Origin of the sequence: Roseospira visakhapatnamensis (genome assembly GCF_014197915.1) — a bacterium.
GTDB classification, from domain to species: Bacteria; Pseudomonadota; Alphaproteobacteria; order Rhodospirillales; family Rhodospirillaceae; genus Rhodospira; species Rhodospira visakhapatnamensis.
Window position 1 is genome coordinate 116,771 of record NZ_JACIGK010000003.1, and the last position, 26,993, is coordinate 143,763.

Annotated in this window: 22 protein-coding genes; 19 read left to right on the forward strand and 3 right to left on the reverse strand. The window is 67.5% G+C overall.

From position 1 onward, the window contains the following. Positions 1 to 14: 14 nt before the first annotated feature. Together GGD89_RS03110 and GGD89_RS03115 are read right to left on the reverse strand one after the other, a co-directional pair. Positions 15 to 2,813 (reverse strand): mechanosensitive ion channel domain-containing protein, encoded by a 2,799-nt coding sequence (locus tag GGD89_RS03110; protein ID WP_184042637.1) that lies wholly within the window; start codon positions 2,811 to 2,813, stop codon positions 15 to 17. A gap of 125 nt (positions 2,814 to 2,938) precedes the next feature. Beyond that, positions 2,939 to 3,832 carry a B12-binding domain-containing radical SAM protein gene (locus tag GGD89_RS03115; protein ID WP_184042638.1) on the reverse strand — a complete coding sequence of 298 codons (894 nt, stop codon included), beginning with the start codon at positions 3,830 to 3,832 and terminating at the stop codon, positions 2,939 to 2,941. Positions 3,833 to 4,186: 354 nt separating this feature from the next. On the opposite strand from GGD89_RS03115, the gene GGD89_RS03120 reads away from it, so the two are divergent. The 19 genes from GGD89_RS03120 (at position 4,187) to GGD89_RS03210 (ending at position 24,106) form a co-directional block, all read left to right on the forward strand. Continuing rightward, complete coding sequence (locus tag GGD89_RS03120; RefSeq protein WP_184042639.1) at positions 4,187 to 4,552, forward strand: NADH-quinone oxidoreductase subunit A; 366 nt, start codon at positions 4,187 to 4,189, stop codon at positions 4,550 to 4,552. After that, positions 4,543 to 5,100, forward strand: a complete 558-nt coding sequence (locus GGD89_RS03125; protein ID WP_184042640.1) for a NuoB/complex I 20 kDa subunit family protein — start codon at positions 4,543 to 4,545, stop codon at positions 5,098 to 5,100. The genes GGD89_RS03120 and GGD89_RS03125 overlap by 10 nt, the downstream gene beginning before the upstream one ends. Before the next feature lie 125 nt (positions 5,101 to 5,225). Further along, entirely contained in the window at positions 5,226 to 5,873 is a 648-nt protein-coding gene (locus GGD89_RS03130) for an NADH-quinone oxidoreductase subunit C (RefSeq protein WP_425503009.1), read from the forward strand. Positions 5,874 to 6,002: 129 nt separating this feature from the next. Continuing rightward, positions 6,003 to 7,181 (forward strand): NADH-quinone oxidoreductase subunit D, encoded by a 1,179-nt coding sequence (locus GGD89_RS03135; RefSeq protein WP_184042641.1) that lies wholly within the window; start codon positions 6,003 to 6,005, stop codon positions 7,179 to 7,181. Continuing rightward, the gene (nuoE, locus tag GGD89_RS03140) at positions 7,178 to 7,855 is read left to right on the forward strand and encodes an NADH-quinone oxidoreductase subunit NuoE (RefSeq protein WP_184042642.1); all 678 of its coding nucleotides are present in this window, start codon (positions 7,178 to 7,180) and stop codon (positions 7,853 to 7,855) included. Before GGD89_RS03135 ends, nuoE begins: the two co-directional genes overlap by 4 nt. 16 nt (positions 7,856 to 7,871) lie before the next feature. Continuing rightward, on the forward strand, positions 7,872 to 9,176 hold the full coding sequence (gene nuoF / locus GGD89_RS03145) for an NADH-quinone oxidoreductase subunit NuoF (RefSeq protein WP_184042732.1): 1,305 nt from the start codon (positions 7,872 to 7,874) through the stop codon (positions 9,174 to 9,176). Positions 9,177 to 9,210: 34 nt separating this feature from the next. Beyond that, positions 9,211 to 11,298, forward strand: coding sequence for an NADH-quinone oxidoreductase subunit NuoG (nuoG, locus tag GGD89_RS03150; protein WP_184042643.1), 2,088 nt, complete (start codon positions 9,211 to 9,213; stop codon positions 11,296 to 11,298). Next, positions 11,291 to 12,304, forward strand: coding sequence for an NADH-quinone oxidoreductase subunit NuoH (nuoH, locus tag GGD89_RS03155; protein ID WP_184042644.1), 1,014 nt, complete (start codon positions 11,291 to 11,293; stop codon positions 12,302 to 12,304). Before nuoG ends, nuoH begins: the two co-directional genes overlap by 8 nt. A 35-nt stretch (positions 12,305 to 12,339) precedes the next feature. Continuing rightward, positions 12,340 to 12,828, forward strand: coding sequence for an NADH-quinone oxidoreductase subunit NuoI (nuoI, locus tag GGD89_RS03160; protein ID WP_184042645.1), 489 nt, complete (start codon positions 12,340 to 12,342; stop codon positions 12,826 to 12,828). Between the two features lie 164 nt (positions 12,829 to 12,992). Next, positions 12,993 to 13,604 (forward strand): NADH-quinone oxidoreductase subunit J, encoded by a 612-nt coding sequence (locus tag GGD89_RS03165; protein ID WP_184042646.1) that lies wholly within the window; start codon positions 12,993 to 12,995, stop codon positions 13,602 to 13,604. Between the two features lie 2 nt (positions 13,605 to 13,606). Next, entirely contained in the window at positions 13,607 to 13,918 is a 312-nt protein-coding gene (gene nuoK, locus GGD89_RS03170) for an NADH-quinone oxidoreductase subunit NuoK (protein ID WP_184042647.1), read from the forward strand. Positions 13,919 to 14,035: 117 nt separating this feature from the next. Beyond that, positions 14,036 to 16,087, forward strand: coding sequence for an NADH-quinone oxidoreductase subunit L (nuoL, locus tag GGD89_RS03175; protein WP_184042648.1), 2,052 nt, complete (start codon positions 14,036 to 14,038; stop codon positions 16,085 to 16,087). Positions 16,088 to 16,209: 122 nt separating this feature from the next. After that, the gene (locus GGD89_RS03180) at positions 16,210 to 17,730 is read left to right on the forward strand and encodes an NADH-quinone oxidoreductase subunit M (protein ID WP_221238297.1); all 1,521 of its coding nucleotides are present in this window, start codon (positions 16,210 to 16,212) and stop codon (positions 17,728 to 17,730) included. A 117-nt stretch (positions 17,731 to 17,847) separates the two neighbouring features. Then, positions 17,848 to 19,296 carry an NADH-quinone oxidoreductase subunit NuoN gene (gene nuoN, locus GGD89_RS03185; RefSeq protein ID WP_184042649.1) on the forward strand — a complete coding sequence of 483 codons (1,449 nt, stop codon included), beginning with the start codon at positions 17,848 to 17,850 and terminating at the stop codon, positions 19,294 to 19,296. 104 nt (positions 19,297 to 19,400) lie between these two features. Then, positions 19,401 to 20,189, forward strand: coding sequence for a biotin--[acetyl-CoA-carboxylase] ligase (locus GGD89_RS03190; RefSeq protein WP_184042650.1), 789 nt, complete (start codon positions 19,401 to 19,403; stop codon positions 20,187 to 20,189). Positions 20,190 to 20,538: 349 nt separating this feature from the next. Continuing rightward, positions 20,539 to 21,354: a type III pantothenate kinase gene (locus GGD89_RS03195; RefSeq protein WP_184042651.1), complete on the forward strand. Its 816-nt coding sequence runs from the start codon at positions 20,539 to 20,541 to the stop codon at positions 21,352 to 21,354. An 18-nt stretch (positions 21,355 to 21,372) separates the two neighbouring features. Further along, complete coding sequence (locus GGD89_RS03200) at positions 21,373 to 23,049, forward strand: ribonuclease J (RefSeq protein ID WP_184042652.1); 1,677 nt, start codon at positions 21,373 to 21,375, stop codon at positions 23,047 to 23,049. A gap of 58 nt (positions 23,050 to 23,107) precedes the next feature. Beyond that, positions 23,108 to 23,512 (forward strand): methylmalonyl-CoA epimerase, encoded by a 405-nt coding sequence (mce, locus tag GGD89_RS03205; RefSeq protein ID WP_184042653.1) that lies wholly within the window; start codon positions 23,108 to 23,110, stop codon positions 23,510 to 23,512. Positions 23,513 to 23,548: 36 nt separating this feature from the next. Then, positions 23,549 to 24,106 carry a DNA-3-methyladenine glycosylase I gene (locus GGD89_RS03210; RefSeq protein WP_184042654.1) on the forward strand — a complete coding sequence of 186 codons (558 nt, stop codon included), beginning with the start codon at positions 23,549 to 23,551 and terminating at the stop codon, positions 24,104 to 24,106. Positions 24,107 to 24,130: 24 nt separating this feature from the next. Here GGD89_RS03210 and uvrA read toward each other — a convergent pair whose 3' ends face one another. Further along, a complete protein-coding gene (gene uvrA, locus GGD89_RS03215; RefSeq protein ID WP_184042655.1) occupies positions 24,131 to 26,989 on the reverse strand; it encodes an excinuclease ABC subunit UvrA in 2,859 nt (952 codons plus the stop codon). Between the last annotated feature and the right edge of the window lie 4 nt (positions 26,990 to 26,993).

The following is a 26,993-nucleotide window of genomic DNA, read 5'->3' on the forward strand; positions in this document are numbered from 1 at the left end:
ATGCGCGGGCCGGATCAGCGGCCGTCCCCCGAGCCGTCTTCGCCATCCGGATCCGGCAGCAGGGCCGTCCCCTCCGGCGGTTTCCCCGCGCCCGAGGGGGTCGGCGCCAACGCCGGGACCGCATCGCCGGCCGTCGTCGTGGCCCGCGCGCGTGACCCCATGGCCGCCAGCCGGTCCACGTGCAGATGGGCGGGCGGTGCGTTGCCGTCCTTGTCGACGCCGAAGTAGAGCGTCATGTGCGGGAACGGGATCTCGATGCCCAGCGCATCGAAGCGCATCTTCAGTCGACGGTTGTACTCGCGCCCGACCCACCACTGCATGATCGGCTTGGTCTTGATGCGTGCCTTGATGATCACGGCCGAGTCCTGGAACCCATCCACGCCCAGGACCTCCACGGGTTCCAGAATGACGGTTCCGTATTCCGGATCCTGTTGCAGTTCCGCGCCGATGTCCCGGATGACCTGACAGACCTCGTCGGTGTTCTCCCGGTAGGCGACGCCGATGTCCATCAGGTAGAACGAGAAGTCCTTGGTCATGTTGGTGACCGTGTCCACGCCGTTGAACGGGATGGTGTGCAGGTTGCCCGACAGATCCCGCAATCTCAGAGAGCGGATTGACATGGCCTCGACCACGCCGGCATGACCGCCCACCTGCACCACGTCGCCGACGGCGATGGTGTCCTCCAGCAGGTTGAAAACGCCGGTGATGACGTCCTGAACCAGCTTCTGAGACCCGAAGCCGATGGCCAGGCCGACCACGCCGGCGCCGGCCAGCAGGGGGGCGATGTCCAGGCCCAGTTCCGACAGCAGGATCAGCGTCACCACCACCACCAGGAACACCGACAGGACGTTTCGCAGCAAGGGCAGCAGGGTGCGTTCCCGCTGTCCCCGCTCGATCACCTTGCCCTGCGCGTCGGTGGTCGTCAGGTAGCCCTTGATGGCGTAGTTGACGCCTTCCCACAGGGCCAGCGCCACGGCCATCACCAGGGTGAGGTTGAGGGCGATGGTCATGGCCCGGCCGCCGAGGCCGTCGGTAACCCAGCCGACCGCGCCCAGCGACCAGGACTCCAGGATCAGCACCAGGCACACCAGGCCCACCAGGATCCGCGCCGTCCCGGCGGCCAGACCCAGGTAGCGCCGCGTGCGCTCGCGCATGTGGCGGTCGAACCGCGTCGATGCCGTCAGCCGCACCATGGCGGCGTCGCGCCAGGTCTGGATCCAGCTCAGGGCGACCAGGGCGGCGATGACCAGCATCACGGTCTTCAGTGTCGCCCAGCCGGCGAGACTGAACCACTGCTCCGAGTCCAGCACCCAGGCCACGTAGATGACCACCACGTAGGCGGCGGCCAGCAGGTGCCAGATGTCGGCGAACCCGCGCTGAAGCCCCGTGATCCAAGCCGTCGCCGCCGAGGTCCCCAGCGACACCGCGCGGATCGCCTGCTTGACGTTGGATCGCATCCTGAAAATCGTGCGCACGGTGAATATGGTGACCAGGAAGCCCACCAGATGCGCCAGCAGGAGGCGGCTGCCCAAGGGCATGCCGAACAGGCGCGCCACCTCGACGGCGAGATAGCCGAAAATGATCGTCGGCACGATCAACCGGAGCCCCCGGTAGAGGATGGCCGAGAACTCGTCGCCGAGGGGCAGGAGCCGCAGGCTGGTGTCCCGGGGCGCGAACAGGCCGCGCAGCACGACCGTGCCGGCCCGTTGCATCACCAGGCTGGTGATCACGGCGGCGGCGACCAGTTCGGTGCGCAACGTGGCGTCGATCAGCGGCAGCGTGGCCTGGGCGGCGATGGCGAACAGCACGACCGGCACCAGTTGCAGAACCAGCCGGGTGAGCAGCAGAACGACGCGGCGGCTGGTGGCGGTTTCGGCGGCCTTTTCCTTGAGTTGCCGCGCGGCGCCATGGACCGTCATCCGCCCGAGCACCACGGCGAGCAGGCCGACCAGGATGACCAGACCGAGCTGCCACAACAGGTTCAGCCACTGGCCGCGCATATCGTCGTCGAGTTGCAGCCGGATCCAGTCCAGCAACTCCGGCACCTGTGTGGTCACGCCGCTGGACCACACGATGTACTCGTAGCGCTCGTGCAGATAGGCGGTCAGCGCCGACAGGTCCGGCGCCACGATGGGGAGCGGAGCGGTCCCCTTGCCGTCGTCGGCGGTGCCTGCCGCCTCGGACGGCGGGGGCGCCGATGCTGTTTCGGGGGCGGGGGCGGGGGCCGTCGCGGTGATGCCCGTGCCGGGACCGACGCCGGGTCCAGGCGCCGAGGCGGCGGCCGTGCCGTCGGTGGTCGCGGCCGGAGCGGCCCCGGAGTCGGCCGCCTGAAGCAGGCTGACCAGGGCCTCCCGGCGGGCCGGGTCGTTCAGGATGTCGACCAGCAGTTTCAGGTCACCGGCGGGTGCGGCCTGCGGCGGTCGCGCGGGCGCGGGACTCGACTCGGCCGGGGCCGTCGGCTCCGGCTCCGGCGCGGACGCGGGGGGCGCGGCGGCCGGACTGGCGCCGGTCTCGGACTGTACCGGCGACGCGGCCTCGGCGGTTTCGGCGATCAGGGCGGACACCGACGACTCGGTGGTTGATCCCGCTTCCTCGGTCAGGCTGGCCGTCACGCGGGCTTCGGCGGCGCGCTCCAGATCGGCGGAGCGCGCCGCGATCCACTCGCTCAGCGCCTGTTTCTGATCGGCGGAAAGCGGCGCGTCCTGTGCCCAGGCCGGGGTCGGGACCGGACCCAGGAGACACACGACAAAAACACCAAACAGCACCCGCCACCACAAGGCACGGGAGACGGGTGCCGGGGCACGCGACGACATGGGCGGGGATCCTTGCTCGGGAAACCGGAAACCGGTCTGATGACGGCGCCACCATCTCCGATCCCGCCCCGGCCCTGCAACCCCTGACGCCGTGTGCCCGTAGCGCCTCTCGGTTCCTGATGTTGCTACAACGCCCGCATATGGGGTGGACGCCAGCCGCGTCCGCCCAGACGGGCTTGCGTGGACAGCACCTCGGTCAGCAGGCGATCCTTGTCGCGAGGCAGGGTGCCGGCCAGCGCCAGGGCGTTCGAGGCATGGTTAGAGCGGAAAATGACCGGTCGGGGTGGCTCCAGAAGCTCCAGGAACCGGTGTTGCTCGGCCAGGATGGCGGCGTCGTCCTGGAACGAGAAGGTGGCGCCGTCCCGAGTCATCTGCTCCAGGAACGGTGACAGGCGATCCGGCTCCAGAAACAGTTGCAAGGTGGACAGATAGGCCGGGGGCGCCCGGTTGATCAGGGCGGCGGTCTCGGCGATATGCGTCTCCCATGCCTCGCGCCCTCCCAAGCCCAGGATCACCGTGGCGGAAACCTTGATCCCGGCGGCGCGCGCCTTGTCCACGGCGGTGGCGATGCCGCGCGGCGAGGCCCCCTTGGTGATCCGCCGCAGAATCTCCGGCGCCCCCGACTCCATCCCCAGATAGACCAGGGACAGGCGCGCCGACCGCAGCGCCTCCAACTCCGAAGGCGACTTCTTCAGCAGGTTGGCCGGTGTCGCGTAGCTGGAGACTCGTGCCAAGGCCGGCAGCCGGTCGGCCAGGCGTTCAAGGATAGCGAGCAGGTGGTCCGTGGGCAGCACCAGCGCGTCCCCGTCGGCCAGGAACACCCGGTGGGCGACGGGCCAGACCCGGGCCGCGGTGTCGATATCGCGGAAGACGTCGTCGAGCGGGCGCGGCCGAAAGAGCTTGTCCCGGTACATCGAGCAGAAGCCGCACCGATTGAAGCTACACCCCAGGGTCGCTTGCAGGATCAGATTATCGCCCTCGGATGGCGGCCGGTAGAGTGGCATGTCGTAGCGGATCATCAAGCGTCGCCTCCAGACATGAAGCATGTTGCACCGGGCGGACCAGGAGAGCAGTATCGCAGACGCGTGACGGCGGCGCGAGAGAGGCTCGCCAAGACGAGATCTTTCGTGTTGGACCAAGAAACGCCCGCATGTGATTCATGTTTAAGTCGCGTGCGTGTTGCGATGCATCATTGCAAATGCCCTTGATCCAAGGGTCCCGGGTCCCACTTGTGGGGCACGCCGGGATGCACGCGTGAATCACCATGCGGATTTTGATGGCTTGACTTGGTTCGGGCCGTTGACTACACCACTGCGGTTCCTGGGCGCCCGTGTCGGGACCGACAGTATCGTCGCAAGGAGGATCCGGCCGGCATGACCGACCTGCTGCTAGAGTATCTTCCAATCCTGGTTTTTCTGGGACTGGCGATCGTCGTGGCCCTCGGCGCCGTGGTCGGATCACTGGTGGTTGTTCCGCAACGCGCCGATCCGGAGAAGGACTCGGCGTACGAGTGCGGCTTCGAGGCGTTCGATGACGCGCGCACCAAGTTCCAGGTTCGGTTCTATCTTGTCGCTATTCTCTTTATCATTTTCGACCTGGAAATCGCCTTCCTGTTTCCGTGGGCGATCAGCCTGAGCAACATCGGTTTGTTCGGCTTCTGGTCGATGATGGTGTTCCTGGCCGTTCTGACCATCGGGTTCATTTACGAATGGAAGAAGGGGGCTCTGGAATGGGAATGAGGGACACCTCCGTGGCCGCCGGTGGCGCCGCGCCGCTGTCGCCCGGCCCCCAGCAGGACGCGCTGCTGGCCGCCGTCGGACAGGAGATTCAGGACAAGGGGTTCGTCCTGGCCAGCGTCGACAAGCTGGTCAACTGGGCGCGCACAGGGTCTCTGTGGCCGATGACCTTCGGTCTGGCGTGCTGCGCCCTGGAGATGATCCACGCGTACAACTCGCGCTACGACCTGGATCGCTTCGGGGTCGTGCCCCGGCCCTCGCCGCGCCAGTCCGACCTGCTGATCGTCGCGGGAACCCTGTGCAACAAGATGGCGCCGGCGCTCCGCAAGGTCTACGACCAGATGGCCGAGCCCCGCTGGGTGCTGTCCATGGGGTCCTGCGCCAATGGCGGCGGCTACTATCACTATTCGTACTCGGTCGTGCGCGGATGCGATCGGATCATTCCCGTGGACATCTATGTGCCGGGATGCCCGCCCACGGCGGAGGCTCTGGTGTACGGCGTTCTTCAGTTGCAGAAGAAGATTCAGCGCACCGGAAGCTTGTATCGATGAGTGCTATGTCCGAGAGTCGTTGCGCCACCCGGACGAGGTGACGCACGCCAGCGGTCGCGCCCCAGCCGGGCGCGAGTCAGGCCCGAACCAGGCCCAATGCAGGCCCGAAGCAGGATTGACGTCGGATGTTGTTGACCGCGGAGCAGATCGAGGCCCTGGAGGACCTGGGGCACCATATCGCCTCGGCGCTGCCTGAAGCGGTTCAGGCCACGACCATGGCCCGCGATGAACTGGTCGTGCGCGTGAACCGGCACGATATCGTCCGGGTGCTGATCTTCCTGCGCGACGACCCGAACTGCATGTTCCGGCAGTTGGTCGATGTCTGCGGGGTGGACTATCCAGATCGCGACGAACGCTTCGAGGTCGTCTATAACCTCCTGAGCCTGAAGCACAATCAGCGGGTTCGCGTGAAGCTGTCGGCGAGCGAGGCCACGCCGGTCCCCTCGGTGGTGGAGGTGTTTCCCGCCGCCAACTGGTTCGAGCGCGAGACCTGGGACATGTACGGCGTGTTCTTCTCCGGGCATCCGGACCTGCGCCGCTTGCTGACCGACTACGGGTTCGAGGGGCACCCGCTGCGCAAGGACTTCCCGCTGACCGGCCACGTGGAGATGCGCTACGACGACCAGCAGTCGCGGGTGGTTTACGAGCCGGTGCGGCTGACCCAGGACTTCCGCAGCTTCGATTTTCTCAGCCCCTGGGAAGGGGCGCTGGACCCGGACGCGGCGGCCGCCGCCGCCGCGTTGCCGGGAGACGAGAAGGCCACGACCGGCTGACCTTCTGGCGGCCACGGAACCACAGGCGGGGCGGGCGGGCCGACGGGGCGCCGCGCGCCCGATCGCCCCAACCACCGGCAACCGGCACCGTGGCCGGCAAGACCGAGACCCAGGCGGGACCCACAGACCATGGCGCAGACCGAGATCAAGAGCTACAACCTCAATTTCGGCCCGCAGCACCCGGCGGCGCACGGGGTGTTGCGCCTGATCCTGGAACTGTCCGGCGAGGTGATCGACCGCGCCGACCCGCATGTCGGCCTGCTGCATCGCGGAACCGAGAAGCTGATCGAGTACAAGTCCTATGTCCAGGCGCTGCCCTACTTCGATCGCCTGGACTACGCCTGTCCGCTGAACATGGAGCATGCCTACGTCCTGGCGGTGGAGAAGCTGCTGGACGTGGAGGTTCCGCCGCGCGGCAAGTACATCCGCACGCTGTATTCGGAAGTCACCCGCATCATCAATCACATCATGAACACGACGTCGTTCGCGCTGGACGTCGGCGCGATGACGCCCATGCTGTGGGGCTGGGAAGAGCGCGAGCACCTGCTGGAGTTCTGCGAGCGGGCGTCGGGCGCGCGCATGCACATGGCCTACTATCGGCCGGGGGGCGTGGCCAAGGATCTCCCGGCGGGGCTCGCCGAGGACATCTACGCCTGGTGCGACCGGTTCGAGCGGTTCCTGGAGGACATGGAAACGCTGCTGGACGACAACCGCATTTTCCGCCAGCGCTGCGTGGACATCGGCGTGGTCAGCCCCGAGGACGCCCTGGCCTGGGGCTTCACCGGGCCGGTGCTGCGCGGCTCGGGCATCGCCTGGGACCTGCGCAAGGCCCACCCCTACGATGCCTTCGAGGACATGGAGTTCGACGTGCCGGTGGGCAAGACCTGCGATGTCTACGCCCGCTATCTGGTGCGCATGGAGGAAATGAAGCAGTCGGTGCGCATCATGCGCCAGTGTATCGAGAAGATGCCGGACGGTCCCGTGAAGGCCGATGACCACAAGGTCTCGCCGCCGACGCGGCCGGAGATGAAGCGCTCCATGGAGGCGCTCATCCATCACTTCAAGCTCTATACCGAGGGCTTCAAGGTGCCGCCGGGCGAGACCTACACGGCCGTCGAGGCGGCCACCGGCGAGTTCGGCGTCTATCTCGTGTCCGACGGCACCAACCGTCCCTATCGCTGCAAGATCCGCTCGCCCGGGTATGCGCACCTCCAGGGCCTGGACCTGCTTTCCCGTGGCCACATGCTGGCGGACATCCCCGCCAACATCGGCTCCATCGACATTGTGTTCGGCGAGATCGACCGATGAGTGCTGCCCCCAAGACCATTCCTGGCGCCGCCGACCGGCCGTTCGCCTTCACGGCGGAGAATCAGGCCGAGGCCGAACGGCTGATCGCCAAGTATCCCGAGGGGCGGACGCGCAGCGCCGTGCTGCCGCTGCTGGATCTGGCGCAACGCCAGGAAGGCTGGGTGTCGCGCGCCGTGGTGGAGGCCGTGGCGAAGATGGCCGGGGTGGCCCCGATCATGGTCTGGGAGGTGGCCACCTTCTACACCATGTACAACCTGGAGCCGATCGGCCGCTTCCATATCGAGGTCTGCACCAACCTGCCGTGCTGGCTGCGCGGGTCGGAGGACGTGGTGCGCGCCGCCCGCGACGTGTTCGGCGTGGACATCGGCCAGACCAGCGCCGACGGCCTGGTGACCCTGTCCCAGGCGGAGTGCCTGGGGGCCTGTGTCAACGCACCGATGGCCCAGATCGGGGACGATTACTACGAGGACCTGACGTACGACCGCGCCAAGGCGCTGTTCACGGCCATGAAGCAGGGCCGGACCATGCATGGCGGGTCGCAGGCGGGGCGGCGCTGTTCGGCGCCCGAGGGGACCTTGACCACCCTGACCACCGACCCGACCACCCCGGAGGGCGGTCGCTGGATCGCGGACTCCAGCCCGGCGGCCCCGGGCGCGACGGCCGATCCCCGGTAGAGGAGCGAGACTCGTGCTGCTGAGCGACAAGGACCGCATCTTCACCAACCTCTATGGGATCCACGACTGGACCCTGGCGGGCGCGCGCGCGCGCGGCGACTGGGACGGCACCAAGGCCCTGCTGGCCATGGGGCAGGACTGGATCGTCGACCAGGTCAAGGCGTCGGGCCTGCGCGGACGCGGCGGGGCGGGCTTTCCGACCGGTCTGAAGTGGTCGTTCATGCCCAAGACGGTCAGCGACCGGCCGCACTATCTGGTGGTCAACGCCGACGAGGGCGAGCCCGGGACCTGCAAGGACCGGGACATGATGCGCAACGACCCGCACAAGCTGCTGGAAGGCTGCCTGATCGCCGGGTTCGCCATGCGCGCCCACGCGGCCTACATCTATATCCGCGGCGAGTTCTACCGCGAGGCCGAGCGCCTGGAGGCAGCCATCGCCCAGGCCGAGGACGCCGGCCTGCTGGGCGACGACGCCTGCGGGTCGGGCTGGCCGTTCCGGATCTACGTGCACCGGGGCGCCGGGGCCTACATCTGTGGCGAGGAGACCGCGCTCATCCAGTCGCTGGAGGGCAAGAAGGGTCAGCCGCGCCTGAAGCCGCCGTTCCCGGCCGGCGTCGGCCTGTACGGCTGTCCCACGACGGTCAACAACGTGGAAAGCATCGCCGTGGTGCCGACCATCCTGCGGCGCGGCGCCGACTGGTTCGCCGGCATCGGCCGCGACAAGAACAGCGGCACCAAGGTGTTCTGCATCTCCGGCCACGTGAACACGCCGTGCAACGTGGAAGAGGCCATGAGCATCCCGCTGCGCACGCTGATCGAAACGCACGCGGGCGGTGTGCGTGGCGGCTGGGACAACCTGCTGGCCGTCATTCCCGGCGGTGCCTCGGTGCCGCTGCTGCCCAAGGACATCTGCGACACCGTGCTGATGGACTTCGACAGCCTGCGGGATGTTCAGTCGGGCCTGGGCACGGCGGCGGTCATGGTGATGGACAAGAGCACCGACGTGGTCGCGGCCATCGCCCGCCTGTCGGACTTCTATCAGCATGAGAGTTGCGGCCAATGCACGCCGTGCCGCGAGGGTTGCGGCTGGATGGCGCGGGTGATGCACCGCCTGGTGACCGGCGACGCCGACATCGAGGAGATCGATATCCTGGAGGAGGTCACCCGCCAGGTGGAGGGGCATACCATCTGCGCCCTCGGGGACGCGGCCGCCTGGCCCATCCAGGGCCTGATCCGGCACTTCCGTCCCGAGTTGGAGCGGCGTATCCGCGCCCGGAAAGGCTCGTCCGGGATGGTTCAGGTGCAGACGGCCGCCGAATGATCCGGGGACAACTGGTGAAAAAGGGTTTTTGTCCATGCCCAAGCTGACGATTGACGGCATTGAGGTCGAGGCCGAGGCCGGCATGACCGTCATGCAGGCGGCCGATCTGGTGGGCATCGAGATCCCGCGCTTCTGCTATCACGAACGGCTGTCGATCGCCGGCAACTGCCGCATGTGCCTGGTGGAGGTGAAGCCGGGGCCACCGAAACCGCAGGCCGCCTGCGCGTTGCCGGTGGCCGAGGGCATGCAGGTCTGGACGCAGTCCGATCTGGCCCGCAAGGCCCGCAAGGGGGTGATGGAGTTCCTGCTCATCAATCACCCGCTGGACTGCCCCATCTGCGACCAGGGTGGGGAGTGCGACTTGCAGGACCAGGCCATGGTCTTCGGGTCCGACCGCAGCCGCTACCGCGAGGTCAAGCGCTCGGTGACCGAGAAGCATCTGGGTCCCCTGGTCAAGACGGCCATGACCCGGTGCATTCACTGCACCCGCTGCGTCCGCTTCATCCGCGAGGTGGCCGGGGTGCCGGAACTGGGCATGATCGGGCGCGGCGAGCACGCCGAGATCACCTCCTACGTCGAACAGGCGCTGACCAGCGAGTTGTCGGGCAACATCGTCGACCTGTGCCCGGTGGGCGCCCTGACCAGCGCCCCCTATGCCTTCCATGCGCGGCCGTGGGAGCTGCATAAGGTGGAGTCGATCGACGTGCTGGACGCCGTCGGATCGGCCATCCGGGTGGACGCGCGCGGCAACGCGGTCATGCGCGTGCTGCCGCGCCTGAACGAGGACATCAACGAGGAGTGGCTGGCCGACAAGTCGCGCCACGCCATCGACGGGCTCCGCTATCAGCGGCTGGATCGCCCCTATGTGCGCGAGAACGGCACGCTGCGCCCCGCCTCCTGGGAAGAGGCCCTGGCCACCGTGGCCGGCCGGCTGTTGAGCGCCGATCCGGATCGCGTCGCCGCCCTGGCCGGGGATCTGGCGGACGCCGAGGCCATGGTGCTTCTGAAGGACCTGATGGACGCCCTGGGCAGCCCGCACCGGGACTGCCGCCAGGACGGGGCGGTGCTGGACCCACACGACCGGGCCTCCTGGCTGTTCAATCCGACCATCGCCGGCATCGAGGACGCGGACGCCCTGCTGATCATCGGCGCCGATCCGCGTCGCGAGGCGCCGATCCTCAACGCCCGTATCCGCAAGCGCTATGCCATGGGCGGGTTCCCCATCGGCGTGCTGGGTCCGGCCACGGACCTGACCTACCCGGTCGAGGACCTGGGCAACGACCCGCACACCCTGCGGGCGCTGTCCAGCGGCAGTCATGCCTTCTGGCGCGTGCTGACCGAGGCCGAGCGGCCGCTGGTGCTGGTGGGCATGGGCGCCCTGACGCGCGATGACGGGGCCGCCGTGATGGGCTATGCCCGCCGGCTGGCCGAAACCGTGGGCGCGATTGGCGACGACTGGACCGGCTTCGGCGTGCTGCACACCGCCGCCGCCCGGGTGGGCGGCCTGGAGGTGGGCTTCGTGCCCGGCCCGGGTGGCCGCGACACGGCGGGCATCCTGGAGGGCGCCGGGAGCGGCGCCGTCGAGGTGGTCTACCTGCTGGGCGCCGACGAGATCGACATGGACGCCCTGGGCGAGGCGTTCGTGATCTATCAGGGGCATCATGGCGACGCCGGCGCCAACCGCGCCGACGTCATCCTGCCCGGGGCGGCCTATACCGAGAAGACCGCGACCTACGTGAACACCGAGGGGCGCATGCAGCGCACCTGGTTGACCGTGCATCCGCCCGGCGAGGCCCGCGAGGACTGGAAGATCATCCGTGCCCTGTCCTCGGCGCTGGAAAAGCCACTGGCCCAGGGGACCCTGGAGGCGGTGCGCGCCCGGCTGGCCGCGATCTCGCCGATCTTCGCCCCGGGCAACGAGGGGCGGGTGGTCCCGGCCGAGTATCGCGCCACCCATCGCGGGTTCAGCGGCCGCCTGGACGGCGCGCCGTTCGTCTCGCCGGTCTCGAACTACTATCAGACCGATCCCATCAGCCGCGCCTCGCGGACGATGGCCGCGTGCACCGACGTCTACATCAACGGCAAGACCGGCGCTGGCAAACGGACGGGGACCGATGGCTGATCTCTGGAACGACGTCCTCTGGCCGCTGATCATCATCATCGCCCAGATACTGCTCATCGTACTGCCGCTGCTGCTGGCGGTGGCCTACCTGACCTACGCGGAGCGCAAGGTCATCGGCGCCATGCAGTTGCGCAAGGGGCCGAACGTGGTGGGGCCCTTCGGTCTGCTGCAACCCATTGCCGACGGTGCCAAGCTGTTCCTCAAGGAAACCATCATCCCGACCGGGGCGGACCGGCCGGTGTTCATCCTGGCGCCGATGCTGACGTTCATCCTGGCGCTGATCGGCTGGGCGGTGATTCCCTTCGACGAGGGATGGGTGCTGTCGGACATCAACGTCGGTGTGCTGTATCTGCTGGCCATCTCGGGCCTGGGGGTCTACGGCATCATCATGGCCGGCTGGGCGTCCAATTCGAAGTACGCCTTCCTGGGCGGGTTGCGCTCGGCGGCGCAGATGGTGTCCTACGAGATCAGCATGGGGCTGATCATCATTTCCGTGCTGCTGACCGCCGGTACCCTGAACCTGTCGGAGATCGTCCAGGCCCAGGCGAATGGCGTGTGGTACGCGCTGCCGCATTTCCCGATGTTCGTGTTGTTCGTGGTATCGATCCTGGCGGAGACCAACCGCGCGCCGTTCGACCTGCCGGAGGCCGAGGCCGAACTGGTCGGGGGCTACAACGTCGAGTACTCGGCGATGACCTTCGCCCTGTTCTTCCTGGGTGAATACGCCAACATGATCCTCATGTCGGCCATCGCCGTGGTGCTGTTCCTGGGGGGCTGGCTGCCGCCGCTGGACATGGCGCCGTTCACCTGGGTGCCGGGCATCATCTGGTTCGCGCTCAAGGTCTGCGCCATCCTGTTCGTCTTCCTGTGGGCCCGCGCGACGTTCCCCCGCTATCGCTACGACCAGCTCATGCGCTTGGGCTGGAAGGTGTTCCTGCCGCTGTCCCTGGCGTGGGTGGTGTTGACCGCCGGGGTTCTGGTGGCCTTCGACGCGCTGCCGCAGTAGGCCCGGGCGACCGGAAGGGAAGGGAGATCAACCGCATGTCGTTCCTCGACCGCACCGCCCGAAGCGTCCTGCTGTCGGAGCTTGTGTCCGGGCTGGGCCTGACCTTCAAGTACATGTTCAAGCCCAAGTACACGCTGAACTATCCGTACGAGAAGGGGTACCTCAGCCCGCGCTTCCGGGGCGAACACGCGCTGCGCCGGTATCCGAACGGCGAGGAGCGCTGTATCGCCTGCAAGCTGTGCGAGGCCATCTGTCCGGCGCAGGCCATCACCATCGAGGCCGAGGAGCGCAGCGACGGCAGCCGCCGCACCACGCGCTACGACATCGATATGACCAAGTGCATCTATTGCGGCTTCTGCGAGGAAGCCTGCCCGGTGGATGCCATCGTGGAGGGACCGAACTTCGAGTTCGCCACCGAGACCCGCGAGGAACTGCTCTACGACAAGGACAAACTGCTGGCCAACGGTGATCGCTGGGAGCCCGAACTGGCCCGCAGGCTTGAACTGGATGCGCCGTACCGCTAAGGCATCGGGGCGCGGGACCGGGGCCGGACGCCACGGTTCATCCGGCGCGAACCCGGTCGAGGGTGCGGAAGACCACGATAAACCAACGGCATGAGGCCGGGGGAGAGTGCCGGCCCTAGGCCGGAAGACCAGGCCGGCCGGTGCCGGGGGAAGGGGACCCGAGGATGATTCATGCCCTGACGTTCTATCTGTTTGCCCTGGTCGGGGTGCTCTCCGCGGTCATGGTGGTGCTCAATCGCAACCCGGTGCATGGGGTGCTGTGGCTGATCCTGGCGTTCTTCAACGCCGCCGGGCTGTTCGTGCTGATGGGCGCGGAGTTCATCGCCATGCTGGTGGTGGTGGTCTACGTCGGCGCGGTCGCCGTGCTGTTCCTGTTCGTCGTCATGATGCTGGACATCAACTTCCTGGGCCTGCGCGAGGGGTTCCTCAAGTACATGCCGTTCGGCGCCGCCCTGGCGGTGATCCTGGCCGTGGAGGTGGTCATCCTGTTCCTCGACTGGACCCTGGCCGGCGAGGCCATGGCCCTGCGCGCCGCGCCCATACCCGACGTCTCCCAGGTGAGCAACACCGAGGCCCTGGGCAACCTGATCTACACCCAGTACGTCTACCTGTTCCAGGTGTCCGGGCTGCTGCTGCTGGTGGCCATGGTGGGGGCCATCGTGCTGACCCACCGGACCTCGCCCAGCGTGCGGCGCCAGCGGATCGCCGATCAGGTGCACCGGCGGCGCGAGCAGGTGCTTGACGTCAAATCCGTGCGCAGCCGGGGGGGAATCTAAGCATGTGGGATATCGGGCTGACGCACTACCTGACGGTGGCGGCCATTCTGTTCACGGTTGGGGTGTTCGGGATCTTCGCCAACAAGAAGAACGTCGTCGTCATCATGATGTCGATCGAACTGATGCTGCTGGCGGTGTCGATCAACATGGTGGCTTTCTCGACCGCTCTGCAGGACATGGTGGGCCAGGTGTTCACCCTGTTCATCCTCACCGTCGCCGCCGCCGAGGCCGGGATCGGGCTGGCCATCGTGGTGGTCTTCTTCCGCAATCGCGGCACCATCGAGGTCGAGGACATCAATCGCCTGAAGGGGTGAGACCCGCCCAGGACGTCTTGGGAACGGCAAGACACCGTCATCACTCGCGGGGCGCGAGCCCTCCCTGAAAAGTCCCTGATCGCTTTCTGGGCAGACACCGAAACCGGGATCTTGGCCATGTATGTCGCCACCATCTTCCTGCCGCTCCTCGGGGCCTTGGTCGTCGGGTTCTTCGGCCGCCGTCTCGGCGATACCGCGTCGCAGTGGATCACCAGCGGCGCCATGGGGCTGAGCGCCCTGCTGGCAGTCGCACTGTTCTGGGAGGTGGCCATCCTGGGTCAGGCCCAGACCATCGACCTGCTGGCCTTCATCTCCTCGGGCGATCTGGCGGTGAGCTGGGCGCTGAAGGTGGACACGCTGTCGGCGGTCATGCTGCTCACCGTCTCCTGGGTGTCGTTCCTGGTGCATGTGTATTCCATCGGCTACATGCACCATGACCCGTCCATCCCGCGTTTCATGGCCTACCTGTCGCTGTTCACGTTCTTCATGTACATGCTGGTGACGGCGTCCAACCTCATTCAGCTCTTCTTCGGCTGGGAGGGCGTGGGCCTCGCCTCCTACCTGCTGATCGGCTTCTGGTACGAGCGAAAGTCCGCCAACGAGGCGGCCATCAAGGCCTTCGTGGTCAACCGGGTGGGCGACTTCGGGTTCCTGCTGGGAATCTTCGCGGTGTTCCTGCTGTTCGGCACGGTGAACCTGGAGGCCATCTTCGCGGCGGCGCCCGACCACGCCGAGACGACGGTCAATCTGTTCGGCGTCGAGTGGCATGCGCTGACCATCATCTGTGTGCTGCTGTTCATCGGCGCCATGGGCAAGTCGGCGCAGTTGGGCCTGCATACCTGGCTGCCCGACGCCATGGAGGGACCGACCCCGGTCTCCGCCCTGATCCATGCCGCCACCATGGTGACCGCCGGCGTGTTCATGGTGGCGCGGATGTCGCCCCTGTACGAGTGGGCGCCGACTGCGCTGATGCTGGTCACGCTGGTCGGCGCCGCCACGGCGATCTTCGCCGCCACGGTCGGCTGCGTGCAGAACGACATCAAGCGGGTGATCGCCTACTCCACCTGCTCCCAGCTTGGTTACATGTTCTTCGCCCTGGGCGTGGGCGCCTATCAGGCGGCCATCTTCCACCTGATGACCCACGCCTTCTTCAAGGCGCTGCTGTTCCTGGGGGCCGGCTCGGTGATCCATGCCATGTCCGACGAGCAGGACATGCGGCACATGGGCGGCATCTGGAAGAACATCAAGCTGACCTACGCGCTGATGTGGATCGGCTCGCTGGCCCTGGCCGGGGTGCCGTTCTTCGCCGGCTTCTACTCCAAGGACATGATCCTGGAGGTCGCCTGGGCGGCGGGCTCGCCGGCCGGCACGCTGGCCTTCGTGCTGGGCATCTCGGCCGCCTTCCTGACGGCGTTCTACACCTGGCGAATGCTGTTCATGACCTTCCATGGCAAGCCGCGCGCCAACGAGCACGTGATGGCCCATGTGCACGAAAGCCCGGCGGTGATGACCGTGCCGCTGGGCGCGCTGGCCCTGGGCGCCGTCTTCTCCGGCATGGTGGCCTATGACGCGTTCGTGGGGGACGGGCACACCGGGTTCTGGCGGGACAGCATCGCCTACAATGTGCAGGCGGGCGCCGAGGCGGGGGGGCGGACGGACGACCACGGCGCGGCCACCGACAGCCATGGCGCCGCCGATGCCCAGGGCGACGCGCATGCCGCCGGCGATCATGGCGCCGCCGCGGATGCCCACGGGGCGGGCGTGCTGGAGCGCGCCCACCACACGCCGATCCTGATCAAGATCCTGCCCCTGATCGTGACGGCGGGGGGTATCCTGCTGGCGTTCCTGTTCTACGTCCTGCGGCCGTCCTGGCCGGTGGCGCTGGCCGCGCGGTTCCCGGCGGTCTACCGGTTCCTGCTGCACAAGTGGTACTTCGACGAGTTGTATGCGGCGGTGTTCGTGCGGCCAGCCCATGCCCTTGGGCGCATCCTGTGGCGGGGTGGTGACCAGGCCATCATCGATGGCTTCGGGCCGGACGGTGTGGCCGCCGTGACCCGCTGGGTGGCCGTCCAGATGCGGCGGTTCCAGACCGGGTACGTGTATCACTATGCCTTCCTGATGATCCTGGGGCTGGCGGCCTTCGTGTCCTGGCGCCTGGCGGTGGCCTGAGATCGGCCGCTAAGGTCAAGTGGCTTCTGAGTAAGGACCTACAAGGTCCTGATGAACAAAGAGAATGAGACGGTTCCCATCAACACCCACTCGGGACCGGGCGCAGAAAGGTGACGGCGGCGATGATCGAGACGATCCCCTTCCTCAGCATCATCACCTTTCTGCCCCTGTTCGGGGCCGCCTGCCTGCTTCTGGTGGTGCGGGGGACCGAGGCGGAGGTGGCCAACAACAGCCGCTGGGTGGCGCTGTGGACGTCCGGCGTCACCTTCGTGCTGTCGCTGTTCGTGTGGATTGGGTTCGATCCGTCCACGGCCGACTTCCAGTTCGTCGAGAAGGTGGACTGGCTGCCGTCCTACGGCATCGGCTACCACATGGGGATCGACGGGATTTCGCTGTTCTTCGTCATCCTGTCCACCTTCCTGACACCGCTTTGTGTTTTGGCGAGCTGGGAGGCCATCAAGACCCGTGTGCGCGAGTACATGATCGCCTTCCTGGTGCTGGAAACCATGATGGTCGGCATGTTCTGTGCCCTGGACTACGTGCTGTTCTACGTGTTCTTCGAGGGCGTGCTGATCCCCATGTTCCTGATCATCGGCGTCTGGGGCGGGGCGCGGCGGGTCTACGCGACCTTCAAGTTCTTCCTGTACACGCTGCTGGGCTCGGTGCTCATGCTGGTGGCCCTGCTGGTCATGTACCTGCACGCGGGTACCACCGACATTCCCACGCTGATGGTCACGGCCTTCCCCGAGGAATGGCAGATCTGGCTGTTCCTGGCGCTCATGGCCAGCTTCGCCGTCAAGGTGCCGATGTGGCCGGTGCACACCTGGCTGCCCGACGCGCATGTGGAGGCCCCCACGGCGGGCTCCGTGATCCTGGCGGGCGTGCTGCTGAAGATGGGCGCCTATGGCTTCCTGCGGTTCTCGGTGCCCATGCTGCCGCTGGCCACGGCGGACATGACCGGGGTGATCTTCGCGTTGTCGGTCATCGCGGTGATTTACACCTCGTTGGTGGCGCTGGCCCAGGAGGACATGAAGAAGCTGATCGCCTATTCGTCGGTCGCCCACATGGGCTTCGTGACCGCCGGCATCTTCGCCATGACCCAGCAGGCGGTCGAGGGCGCGCTCTATCAGATGCTCAGCCACGGCGTCGTCTCGGGGGCCTTGTTCCTCTGCGTGGGTGTGGTCTATGACCGTCTGCACACGCGCGAGATCGCCCGCTATGGCGGTCTGGCGAACACCATGCCGCGCTATGCCCTGGTGTTCATGCTGTTCATGATGGCCTCCGTGGGACTGCCGGGCACTGGCGGCTTCGTCGGGGAGTTCCTCATCATGCTGGGGGTCTTCCAGGTCAGCCCCTGGACCGCGCTGCTGATCGCCACGGGCGTGATCCTGGGCGCGGTGTACATGCTGTACCTCTACTGGCGAGTCATTTACGGCAAGCTGGAGAAGCCCGACCTGAAGGGCCTGCTGGACCTGAGCCCGCGTGAGGTCGCGGTGTTCGCGCCGCTGGTCCTGGTGGTGTTGTGGATGGGCATCTATCCCAGCACGTTCCTGGGCCCCATGCACGCCACCGTCACCAACCTGATCGACGGCTATCAGACGGCGCTGGCCGCGGCGGACGGTCTGTCGGTGGCGGCGCGGTGACGACCGACGGCCCGCGATGGACCCAAGCGGGATGGGACGCGATACGGTTTGAATGAGGATCGACGGGGCCGGCGCACGCCGTGACACGCCCCGAAAAGCGGCGGGAGACGCGAGAGGATGACGGAGCTGCCCTTTGTGCTGCCGGCCCTGCCGGAGATGGTCCTGGCCCTGGCGGCCATGGGGCTGCTGATGTTCGGTGTCTTCGCGCGCGGCAATGCCTTTTCCGCCTCCACCTGGGGGGCCACCTACGCCCTGCTGATCGCCGGACTGCTGCTGACCGCAGGCCTGGGCACGCGCGTGGAGGCGTTCTACGGCCAGTTCGTGGTGGACGACTTCACCCGCTATGCCAAGCTGCTGATCCTGGTGGCCGTCGCCGCGACCCTGCTGATGTCGCGCCGCTGGATGATGGCCGAGGACATCCGGCGCTTCGAGTTTCCGGTGCTGATGCTGCTGGCCACCGTCGGCATGATGTTGATGGTCTCGGCCAACGACCTGATCGCGCTTTATGTCGGCCTGGAGTTGCAGTCCCTGGCGCTGTACGTCATGGCCGCCGTGCATCGGGACAACGCGCGGGCCACGGAGGCCGGCCTCAAGTACTTCGTTCTGGGGGCGGTGGCCTCGGGCGTGCTGCTCTATGGCGCGTCGCTGGTCTACGGGTTCGCGGGGACCACGACCTTCGAGGGGATCCAGGCCGCCGTCTCCGGCGAGACGGTGCCGGTGGGGGTGATCGTCGGCCTGGTGTTCGTGGTCTGCGGCCTGGCCTTCAAGATTTCGGCCGCGCCCTTCCACATGTGGACGCCCGACGTCTACGAGGGCGCGCCCACGCCCGTCACGGCGCTGTTCGCCGTCGCGCCCAAGATCGCCGCGCTGGCGCTGTTCCTGCGTGTGCTGATGGAGCCGTTCCAGGCGCTGCAGGCCGATTGGCAGCAGGTGATCATCGTCATGTCCGTGCTGTCCATGGTGGTGGGATCCTTTGCCGCCATCGCCCAGGACAACATCAAGCGGCTGATGGCCTACAGCTCCATCGGTCACATGGGGTATGCCCTGGTCGGCATGGCGGCCGGCACCAGCGAGGGCGTGCGGGGCGTGCTGGTCTACCTGACCATCTACGTGTTCATGAACGCCGGCGCGTTCGCGGTCATCCTGGCCATGCGCCGGCAGGACCGTCCGGTCGAGGCCATCAAGGATCTGGCTGGCGTGGGGCGGACGCAGCCCCTGATGGCGCTGGCCATGGGCGTGTTCATGTTCTCCATGGCCGGTATTCCCCCGTTGGCCGGGTTCTTCGCCAAGTTCTACGTGTTCATGGCGGCGGTGGACGCGGGCCTGATCTGGTTGGCGATCATTGGCGTGCTGACCAGTGTCGTGAGCGCCTTCTACTACCTGCGTATCGTCAAGGTGATGTACTTCGACGAGCCCCTGGAGGGCCTGGATCCGATCCAATGCAACGCGCTGCGGGCGATCATGGGGGTCAGTGCCGTGGTGATCGTATTCTTCGCCGTGAGCCCTGAGGTGGTGGTGACCGGCGCGGAAACCGCCGCGGCCAGCCTGATCGCCGCCGGGCGGTGAGACGGTCGGTGACGTCACCGTGGCGGTGGCCCTGGGTCCGGACCCGGGCCGATGATGGGGCCGGGGCCGGCGCGGCGGTTCGCCCCGCGTTTCGGCTGCCGCCCATGTGGCGCTTGATCGCCCTGCCCGTGGTGCACAGCACCCAGGACGTGGCCCGCGATGCCCTGCGCCGGGGCGAGGCCAAGGGCCTGAGGGCCGACGGCGCCCTGGTGGTCTGGGCGGGCGAGCAGCAGGGCGGACGGGGGCGGCATGGACGCTCCTGGACCAGCCCCCCGGGCAACCTCTATGTATCCGTGGCCCTGCCGTGCCCCGAGGGACCGGCCAGGGCCACCGACGTGGGCTTCGCCACCGGGGTGGCGCTGACCCGCGCCCTGGAGGATCTGGGCTTCGGTCGTCGCCCCGGGCTTCCGGCGCCCCGCCTGAAATGGCCCAACGACCTGCTGCTGGACGGCGCCAAGGTGGCCGGCCTGCTCCTTGAGAGCGTCAAGGACCCCGCCGGCATCCCCTGGGTGTCGATGGGGCTCGGGGTCAACGTGGCGCACTGCCCGGCGTCGACCGAGGCGCTTTACCCGCCCACCGCTCTGTGTCACCACTGGACCGGCGCCGGGGGATCGCCGCCGCTGGAGCCGGCCACGGTGCTGGAGCCGTTGCTGGGGCACCTGGCGGACATCGTGGCGCGGTGGCGTCGCGAGGGGTTCGATCCGGTGCGGAAAGCCTGGACCGAGCACGGCCATGGCCTGGGCGAGCCGGTGCGGGTGCGCGTGGGTGAGCAGGCCACGCACGGGGTGTTCCTGGGCCTGGGCGCCGACGGTGCGCTACGGATGCGCGACTCCGAGGGAGTCGACCGCACGGTGTTGGCCGGGGACGTGTTCTTCCCATCGGCGGGCGGCTAGTGCACTGATCCAGACAAAAGATGCAGTCCGCATTCTTTTTGTCTGGATCGAAAGTGCACTAGAAACAATGTTTTGTGCAGCGACGCATTCAAGGGGGAATCCCTTGAATGCGTCGCTGCACTAGGCGGCGAGAACGGCGATCCACGGACAGACGGCGCGGTCCGGACACGCCCTGGTGCGTGGACCGCTGGGGGCGCCGCGACGGGGAAGCATGCGGTTGGCGACTCCCCGTCACGGAGTCGTGTGGTCGCGGCCATGGACCGTTGGTCTTGAAAGTCGCGCACGCGCCGTCGCCGACGGAGCGGGTTGGCCATGGGGCGCGCGACGTGGGGAGAGGGCAGGGGCGAGCATGCTGCTGGCAATCGATTGCGGCAATACCAACACCGTCTTCGCGGTGTACGATGGCGATACCAAGTTCCGGGAATGGCGGGCGGCCAGCAAGTCGGGCCGCACCGCCGACGAGATGGGCGTGTGGCTGATTCAGCTCATGGCCCTCAAGGGCCTGCGTCCCGAGTCGATCACGGAGGCCATCATCGCGTCCGTGGTTCCCGCCGCCGTATACGACTTGCGGCTGCTGTGCCACACGTACTTCTCGGCGCCCCCGCTGGTGATCGGCGACCCCGATGTGGACCTGGGTCTGCGGGTCCTGGTGGATCGGCCGGAGGAGGTGGGGGCCGACCGCCTGGTCAACACCGTGGCCGCGCACACCACCTACAAGGGGCCGCTGATCGTCATTGACTTCGGGACCGCCACCACCTTCGATGTGGTGGACGCCGACGGCAACTACTGCGGGGGCGTGATCGCCCCCGGCGTCAACCTGTCCCTGGAGGCGCTGCACATGGCGGCCGCCCAATTGCCCCGTGTGGCCATTGGTCGGCCGCGCTCGGTCATCGGCAAGGGGACCGTGTCGGCGATGCGCTCCGGCATTTATCTTGGCTATGTGTCGATGATCGAGGGGCTGACCGCCCGGATCCAGCAGGAATTCGGGGCAGCCATGACCGTTGTGGCCACTGGAGGGCTCGCCTCCCTCTTTACCGAGGCCACCGACGTCATACATCATCTGGACAATGATCTGACCCTGCGGGGTCTGTTGCAGATTCATCGCCGCAACGCGGCGCAACGCACGCACACACGATCCGACCATGGATCCGTACACATGACCTAGAGACGGAAAGGAAACTCCATGACCCAAACGCCCGGCACCAGCGTGCCGGATGGCGTTGTCTTCGTGCCCCTCGGTGGGACCGGCGAAATCGGCATGAACCTGAACCTGTATGGGTGTCAGGGGCGGTGGCTGATGGTCGATCTGGGAATCACCTTCGGCAACGAGACGACTCCGGGGATCGACGTCCTGATGCCAGATCCCAGTTTCATCGAAAAGAATCTGGAGGCTCTGGACGGCATCGTCATCACGCACGCTCACGAAGATCATTTGGGGGCGGTCACCTATCTTTGGCCGTGGCTGCGCAAGCCGGTCTATGCGTCTCCGTTCGCCGCCGCCTTCCTGCGCGTCAAATTGCAGGAAGAGGGGCTCCTGAACGATGTGCCGCTCCATGAGGTGCCCCTGGGATCCCGGTTCCAGGTGGGCGCCTTTGACGTGGAGATGATCGGCACCACCCACTCGATCCCGGAACCGAACGCCCTGGCCATCCGCACGCCGGCGGGGACGGTTCTGCACACCGCCGACTGGAAGTTCGATCCCGATCCCCTGATCGGCCGCGCCGCCGACACCGAGGCGCTGCGGCGCCTGGGCGACGAGGGCGTGCTGGCCATGATCGGCGATAGCACCAACATCTTCACGCCGGGCCACTCGGGGTCGGAGGCCGACGTGCGCCAGGCGCTGATCGAGGTGATCGGCCGCAACACCACCGGCAAGGTGATGGTGGCCTGTTTCGCGTCCAACGTGGCGCGCCTGGAAAGCGTCGCCGTCGCCGCCCGCGAGAATGGGCGGCACGTGGCCCTGGTGGGGCGCTCGCTGTGGCGCATGAACGCCACCGCGCGGGGGTGTGGGTACCTCGCGGACCTGCCGCCGTTCCTGGACGACGAGGCCGTCGCCGCCCTGCCGCCCGAGAAAGTCCTGTACGTCGCCACGGGCAGCCAGGGGGAGCCTCGCGCCGCCCTGCCGCGCATCGCCTCCGGATCGCATCGCGCCGTGTCGCTGGGCGCGGGCGATACGGTGATCTTCTCGTCGCGCATCATTCCCGGCAACGAGCGCGCCATCATGGCCATGCAGAACCGGCTGGTGCGCAACGGCGTGGAGATCATCACCGCCCGGGACGCGCCGGTCCATGTATCCGGCCATCCGGCGCGCGCCGAGGTCGAGGAAATGTATCGCCTGGTGCGGCCCCGCGTGGCGGTTCCCGTGCATGGCGAGTCGCTGCATTTGAACGAGCATGCGCGCGTGGCCCGCGCCTGTGGCGTCGACCACGTGATGGTCATCGACGACGGCGACATGCTGCGCCTGGACGGCGAGGCGCCCCGGGTGGTGGATCAGGCCACGACCGGCCTGTTGGCCCTGGACGGTGATCGGCTGGTGCCCATGGGCAGCCCGATGCTGCGCGATCGGCGGCGCATGATGACCAACGGCGCGGCGGCGGTCACCCTGGTTCTGAACGGCAAGGGGGGGCTGGTGACCGATCCGGTGGTTAGCGCCCGGGGCCTGCTGGACCCGGACGAGGACGGTGACGATCTGGACTCGCTGATCGGCACCATCCGGGGGGCGGTGGACCGCCTGGACCGGCGCGCCCTGGACGACGACGAGACGGTGCGCGAGGAAGCCCGCCGCGCCGTCGGCCGCTTCTTCCGGGGCAGCCAGAACCGCCGCCCGCTGACCGATATTCATGTGGTGCGCGTGGGCTGAGTCCCGGCTCTCGCGCTGGTCATCCTGGGACGTAAACGGCAAGGAAAGGACCCGGACGATGATTGGACGGCTGAATCACGTGGCCATCGCGGTCCCCGATCTGGAGGCGGCCGCGGCCGACTATCGCGGCACCCTGGGCGCCAAGGTCTCGGACCCGCTGCCCCAGCCCGAACATGGCGTCACCGTGGTGTTCATCGAGCTTCCCAACACCAAGATCGAGCTGCTCCATCCCTTGGGGGAGAAGTCGCCGATCCAGGCGTTTCTCGACAAGAACCCCTCGGGCGGAATCCACCACATCTGCTACGAGGTGGAGGACATCCTGGCCGCGCGCGACGCCATGAAGGCCGAGGGCAAGCGCGTGCTTGGCAATGGCGATCCCAAGATCGGGGCGCATGGCAAACCGGTTCTCTTCCTGCATCCGAAGGACTTCACCGGTACCCTGGTGGAGCTGGAACAGGCGTAGGGCCGGGACCCGGACCGCGGGGCAGGGGAGGCGGATGTGACCTGGTACTGTGATGTCGCGCCCGGCCATCCCCTGCACGGTCCCTATCACGACACCGAGTACGGTTTTCCCGTCACCGATGAAACGGTGCTGTTCGAGCGCCTGTGCCTGGAGATCTTCCAGGCCGGGCTGTCCTGGGTCCTGGTGTTGAAGAAGCGCCCGGCCCTGAACGCGGCCTTCGCCGGCTTCGTCGTGGATCGCGTGGCGGCCTTCGACGAGGCCGATCGGGCGCGGCTGCTGGCCGACGCCGGCATCATCCGCAACCGCCGCAAGATCGACGCCGTGATCCGCAACGCGGCCACGGTTCAGGCCCTGAGGGCCAGCCATGGCGGCCTCGCCAACTGGATCATGGCGCACCACCCCCGCGACCTGGACGCCTGGGTCGTGCTGTTTCGCGCCACCTTCGCCTTCACGGGCCGCGAGGTGGTCAACGAGTTCCTGATGAGCATCGGCGTGTTGCCGGGGGCGCACGGCCCCGCCTGTCCGGTGTCGGCGCGCCTGGCGACGCTGGACGACCCCTGGAGCGGCCGCCCGGAGCCCGCGCCGGCGCCGTGAGGGCCGCGAGGGATCGCGAGGTCGTCATGCCGGTCGTCGTGCGCGGTCCTCGGCGCCGGGCAGGTGCCCCTTGAGGTATTGTCCCGTGTAGCTGTCGGGGTGCATGGCCACCTCTTCCGGTGTTCCCTTGGCCACCAGCCGGCCGCCGCCGGCGCCGCCCTCGGGTCCCAGGTCGATCAGGTGATCGGCGGTCTTGATGACCTCCAGGTTGTGTTCGATCACCAGCACGGTGTTCCCCTGGTCCACCAGGTGATGCAGCACTTCCAGCAGCTTGCGGACGTCCTCGAAGTGCAGGCCCGTGGTGGGCTCGTCGAGGATGTAGAGGGTCCGCCCGGTGGCCCGCCGCGACAGCTCCTTGGACAGCTTGACCCGCTGGGCCTCGCCGCCCGACAGCGTCGTCGCCTGCTGGCCGAGGTGGATGTAGCCGAGGCCCACGTGCTGCAACAGTTCCATCTTGTCGCGGATCACCGGAACGGCCTTGAACACGTCGATCGCCTCTTCGACCGTCAGGTCGAGGACGTCGGCGATCGACTTGCCCCGAAAGAGGATTTCCAGGGTCTCGCGATTGTAGCGCTGGCCCTTGCACACGTCACAGGTCACGTACACATCGGGCAGGAAGTGCATCTCGATCTTGATGACGCCGTCGCCCTGGCAGGCTTCGCAGCGCCCGCCCTTGACGTTGAACGAGAACCGGCCGGACTTGTAGCCGCGGGCCTTGGCCTCGGGTAGGTTGGCGAACCAGTCGCGGATCGGGGTGAAGGCGCCGGTGTAGGTCGCCGGGTTGGAGCGCGGTGTGCGGCCGATGGGCGACTGGTCGATGTCCACGATCTTGTCGATGTGCTCCATGCCCAGGATGGCGTCATGCTCCCCGGCCAGGTCGCGGGCGCCGTGCAGATGGCGCGCCAGGGCCTTGTACAGGGTCTCGATCACCAGGGTGGACTTGCCGCCGCCGGACACGCCCGTCACGCAGGTAAAGGTCCCCAGTGGGATGTCGACGCTGAGGTCGTCCAGGTTGTTGGCGCGCGCGCCCTGGACGGTGAGCACCTTGCCGTTGCCGGACCGGCGCGCGGCCGGCACCGGCACGCACCGCCGGCCGGTCAGGTACTGGCCGGTCAGGCTGGCGGGGTTGGCCATGACCTCGTCCGGCGTGCCCTCGGCGACGATGGTGCCGCCGTGCCGGCCCGCGCCCGGCCCCATGTCCACCAGGTGATCGGCGGTGCGGATGGCGTCTTCGTCATGCTCCACCACCAGGACCGTGTTTCCGAGGTCGCGCAGCCGCTTGAGGGTGCCCAGCAGGCGGTCGTTGTCGCGCTGATGCAGACCGATGGAGGGCTCGTCCAGCACGTAGAGCACGCCGGTCAGGCCGGAGCCGATCTGGCTGGCCAGGCGGATCCGCTGACTCTCGCCGCCCGACAGGGTGCCGGAGGTGCGGGACAGCGTGAGATAGTCCAGCCCCACGTCGGTGAGGAAGGTCAGGCGCTCGCCGATCTCGCGCAGGATGCGCCGGGCGATCTCGCGATCACGGGGGCGCAGGCGATCGGCGAGGCCGTCGAACCAGGCCAGCGCCCCGCCGATGGCCAATTCCGAGATCTCGCCGATGTGGCGGCCGTCGATCTTCACCGCCAGGGCCTCGGGCTTCAGGCGGAAGCCGCCGCAGGCGTCGCAGGGGTGGGACGCCTGGTAGCGCGACAGGTCCTCGCGCACCCCCTGGGATTCGGTCTCGCGCCAGCGTCGGGCGATGTTGGGGATGACGCCCTCGAAGGGCTTCTCGGTGCGATAGGCGCGGGTGCCGTCATGAAAACTGAGGGCGACGATCTCGTCGCCGCTGCCATGCAGGATGGCGTGGCGCGTGCGCTCCGGCAGGTCGCGCCAGGGGGTGTCGATGTCGGCGCCGTAGTGAGCGGCGATGCTCTTCAGCGCCTGGGCGTAGTAGGGCGAGGGCTGGCCGTTCGAGGACCAGGGCGCGATCGCGCCGGCGCGGATGGAGCGGTCCGGGGTGGGCACCACCAGGTCCGGGTCGAAGTGCAGCTTCACCCCCAGGCCGTCGCAGGCGGGGCAGGCGCCGAACGGGTTGTTGAAGGAGAACAGGCGCGGCTCGATCTCGTCGATGGTGAAGCCCGACACCGGACAGGCGAACTTGGCCGAGAACGTGGTCCGCGCGCCGCTGCCCGCGTCCTCGACGAACAGCAGGCCGTCCGACAGGCCCAGGGCGGTCTCCACCGAATCGGCGAGGCGTGTCGCCAGGCCGTCCTTCACGATCAGGCGGTCCACGACCACCTCGATGTCGTGCTTGACCTTCTTGTTGAGGGCCGGCACGTCCGCGAGGTCATAAAGCGTGCCGTCCACCTTCGCCCGCTGAAAGCCGCGCTTGCGCAGCTCCGCCAGCTCCTTGCGGTACTCCCCCTTGCGGCCCCGCACGATGGGCGCCAGCAGGTACAGGCGCGTGCCCTCGCCCATCGCCAGGATGGCATCGACCATCTGGCTGACCGTCTGGCTTTCGATGGGCAGGCCGGTGGCCGGAGAGTGGGGGATGCCGACGCGTGCCCACAGCAGGCGCATGTAGTCATGGATCTCGGTCACCGTGCCGACGGTGGAGCGCGGATTGCGGCTGGTGGTCTTCTGTTCGATGGAAATGGCGGGCGACAGGCCCTCGATGGACTCGACGTCCGGCTTCTGCATCAGCTGCAGGAACTGTCGCGCGTAGGCCGACAGGGATTCAACGTAACGGCGCTGACCCTCGGCATAGATGGTGTCGAAGGCCAACGACGATTTTCCCGATCCGGACAGCCCGGTGATGACCACCAGGCGGTCGCGCGGCAGCGTGACATCCACGGCCTTCAGATTGTGTTCGCGCGCGCCGGTGACGCGGATGTCCTGGATCATGGGG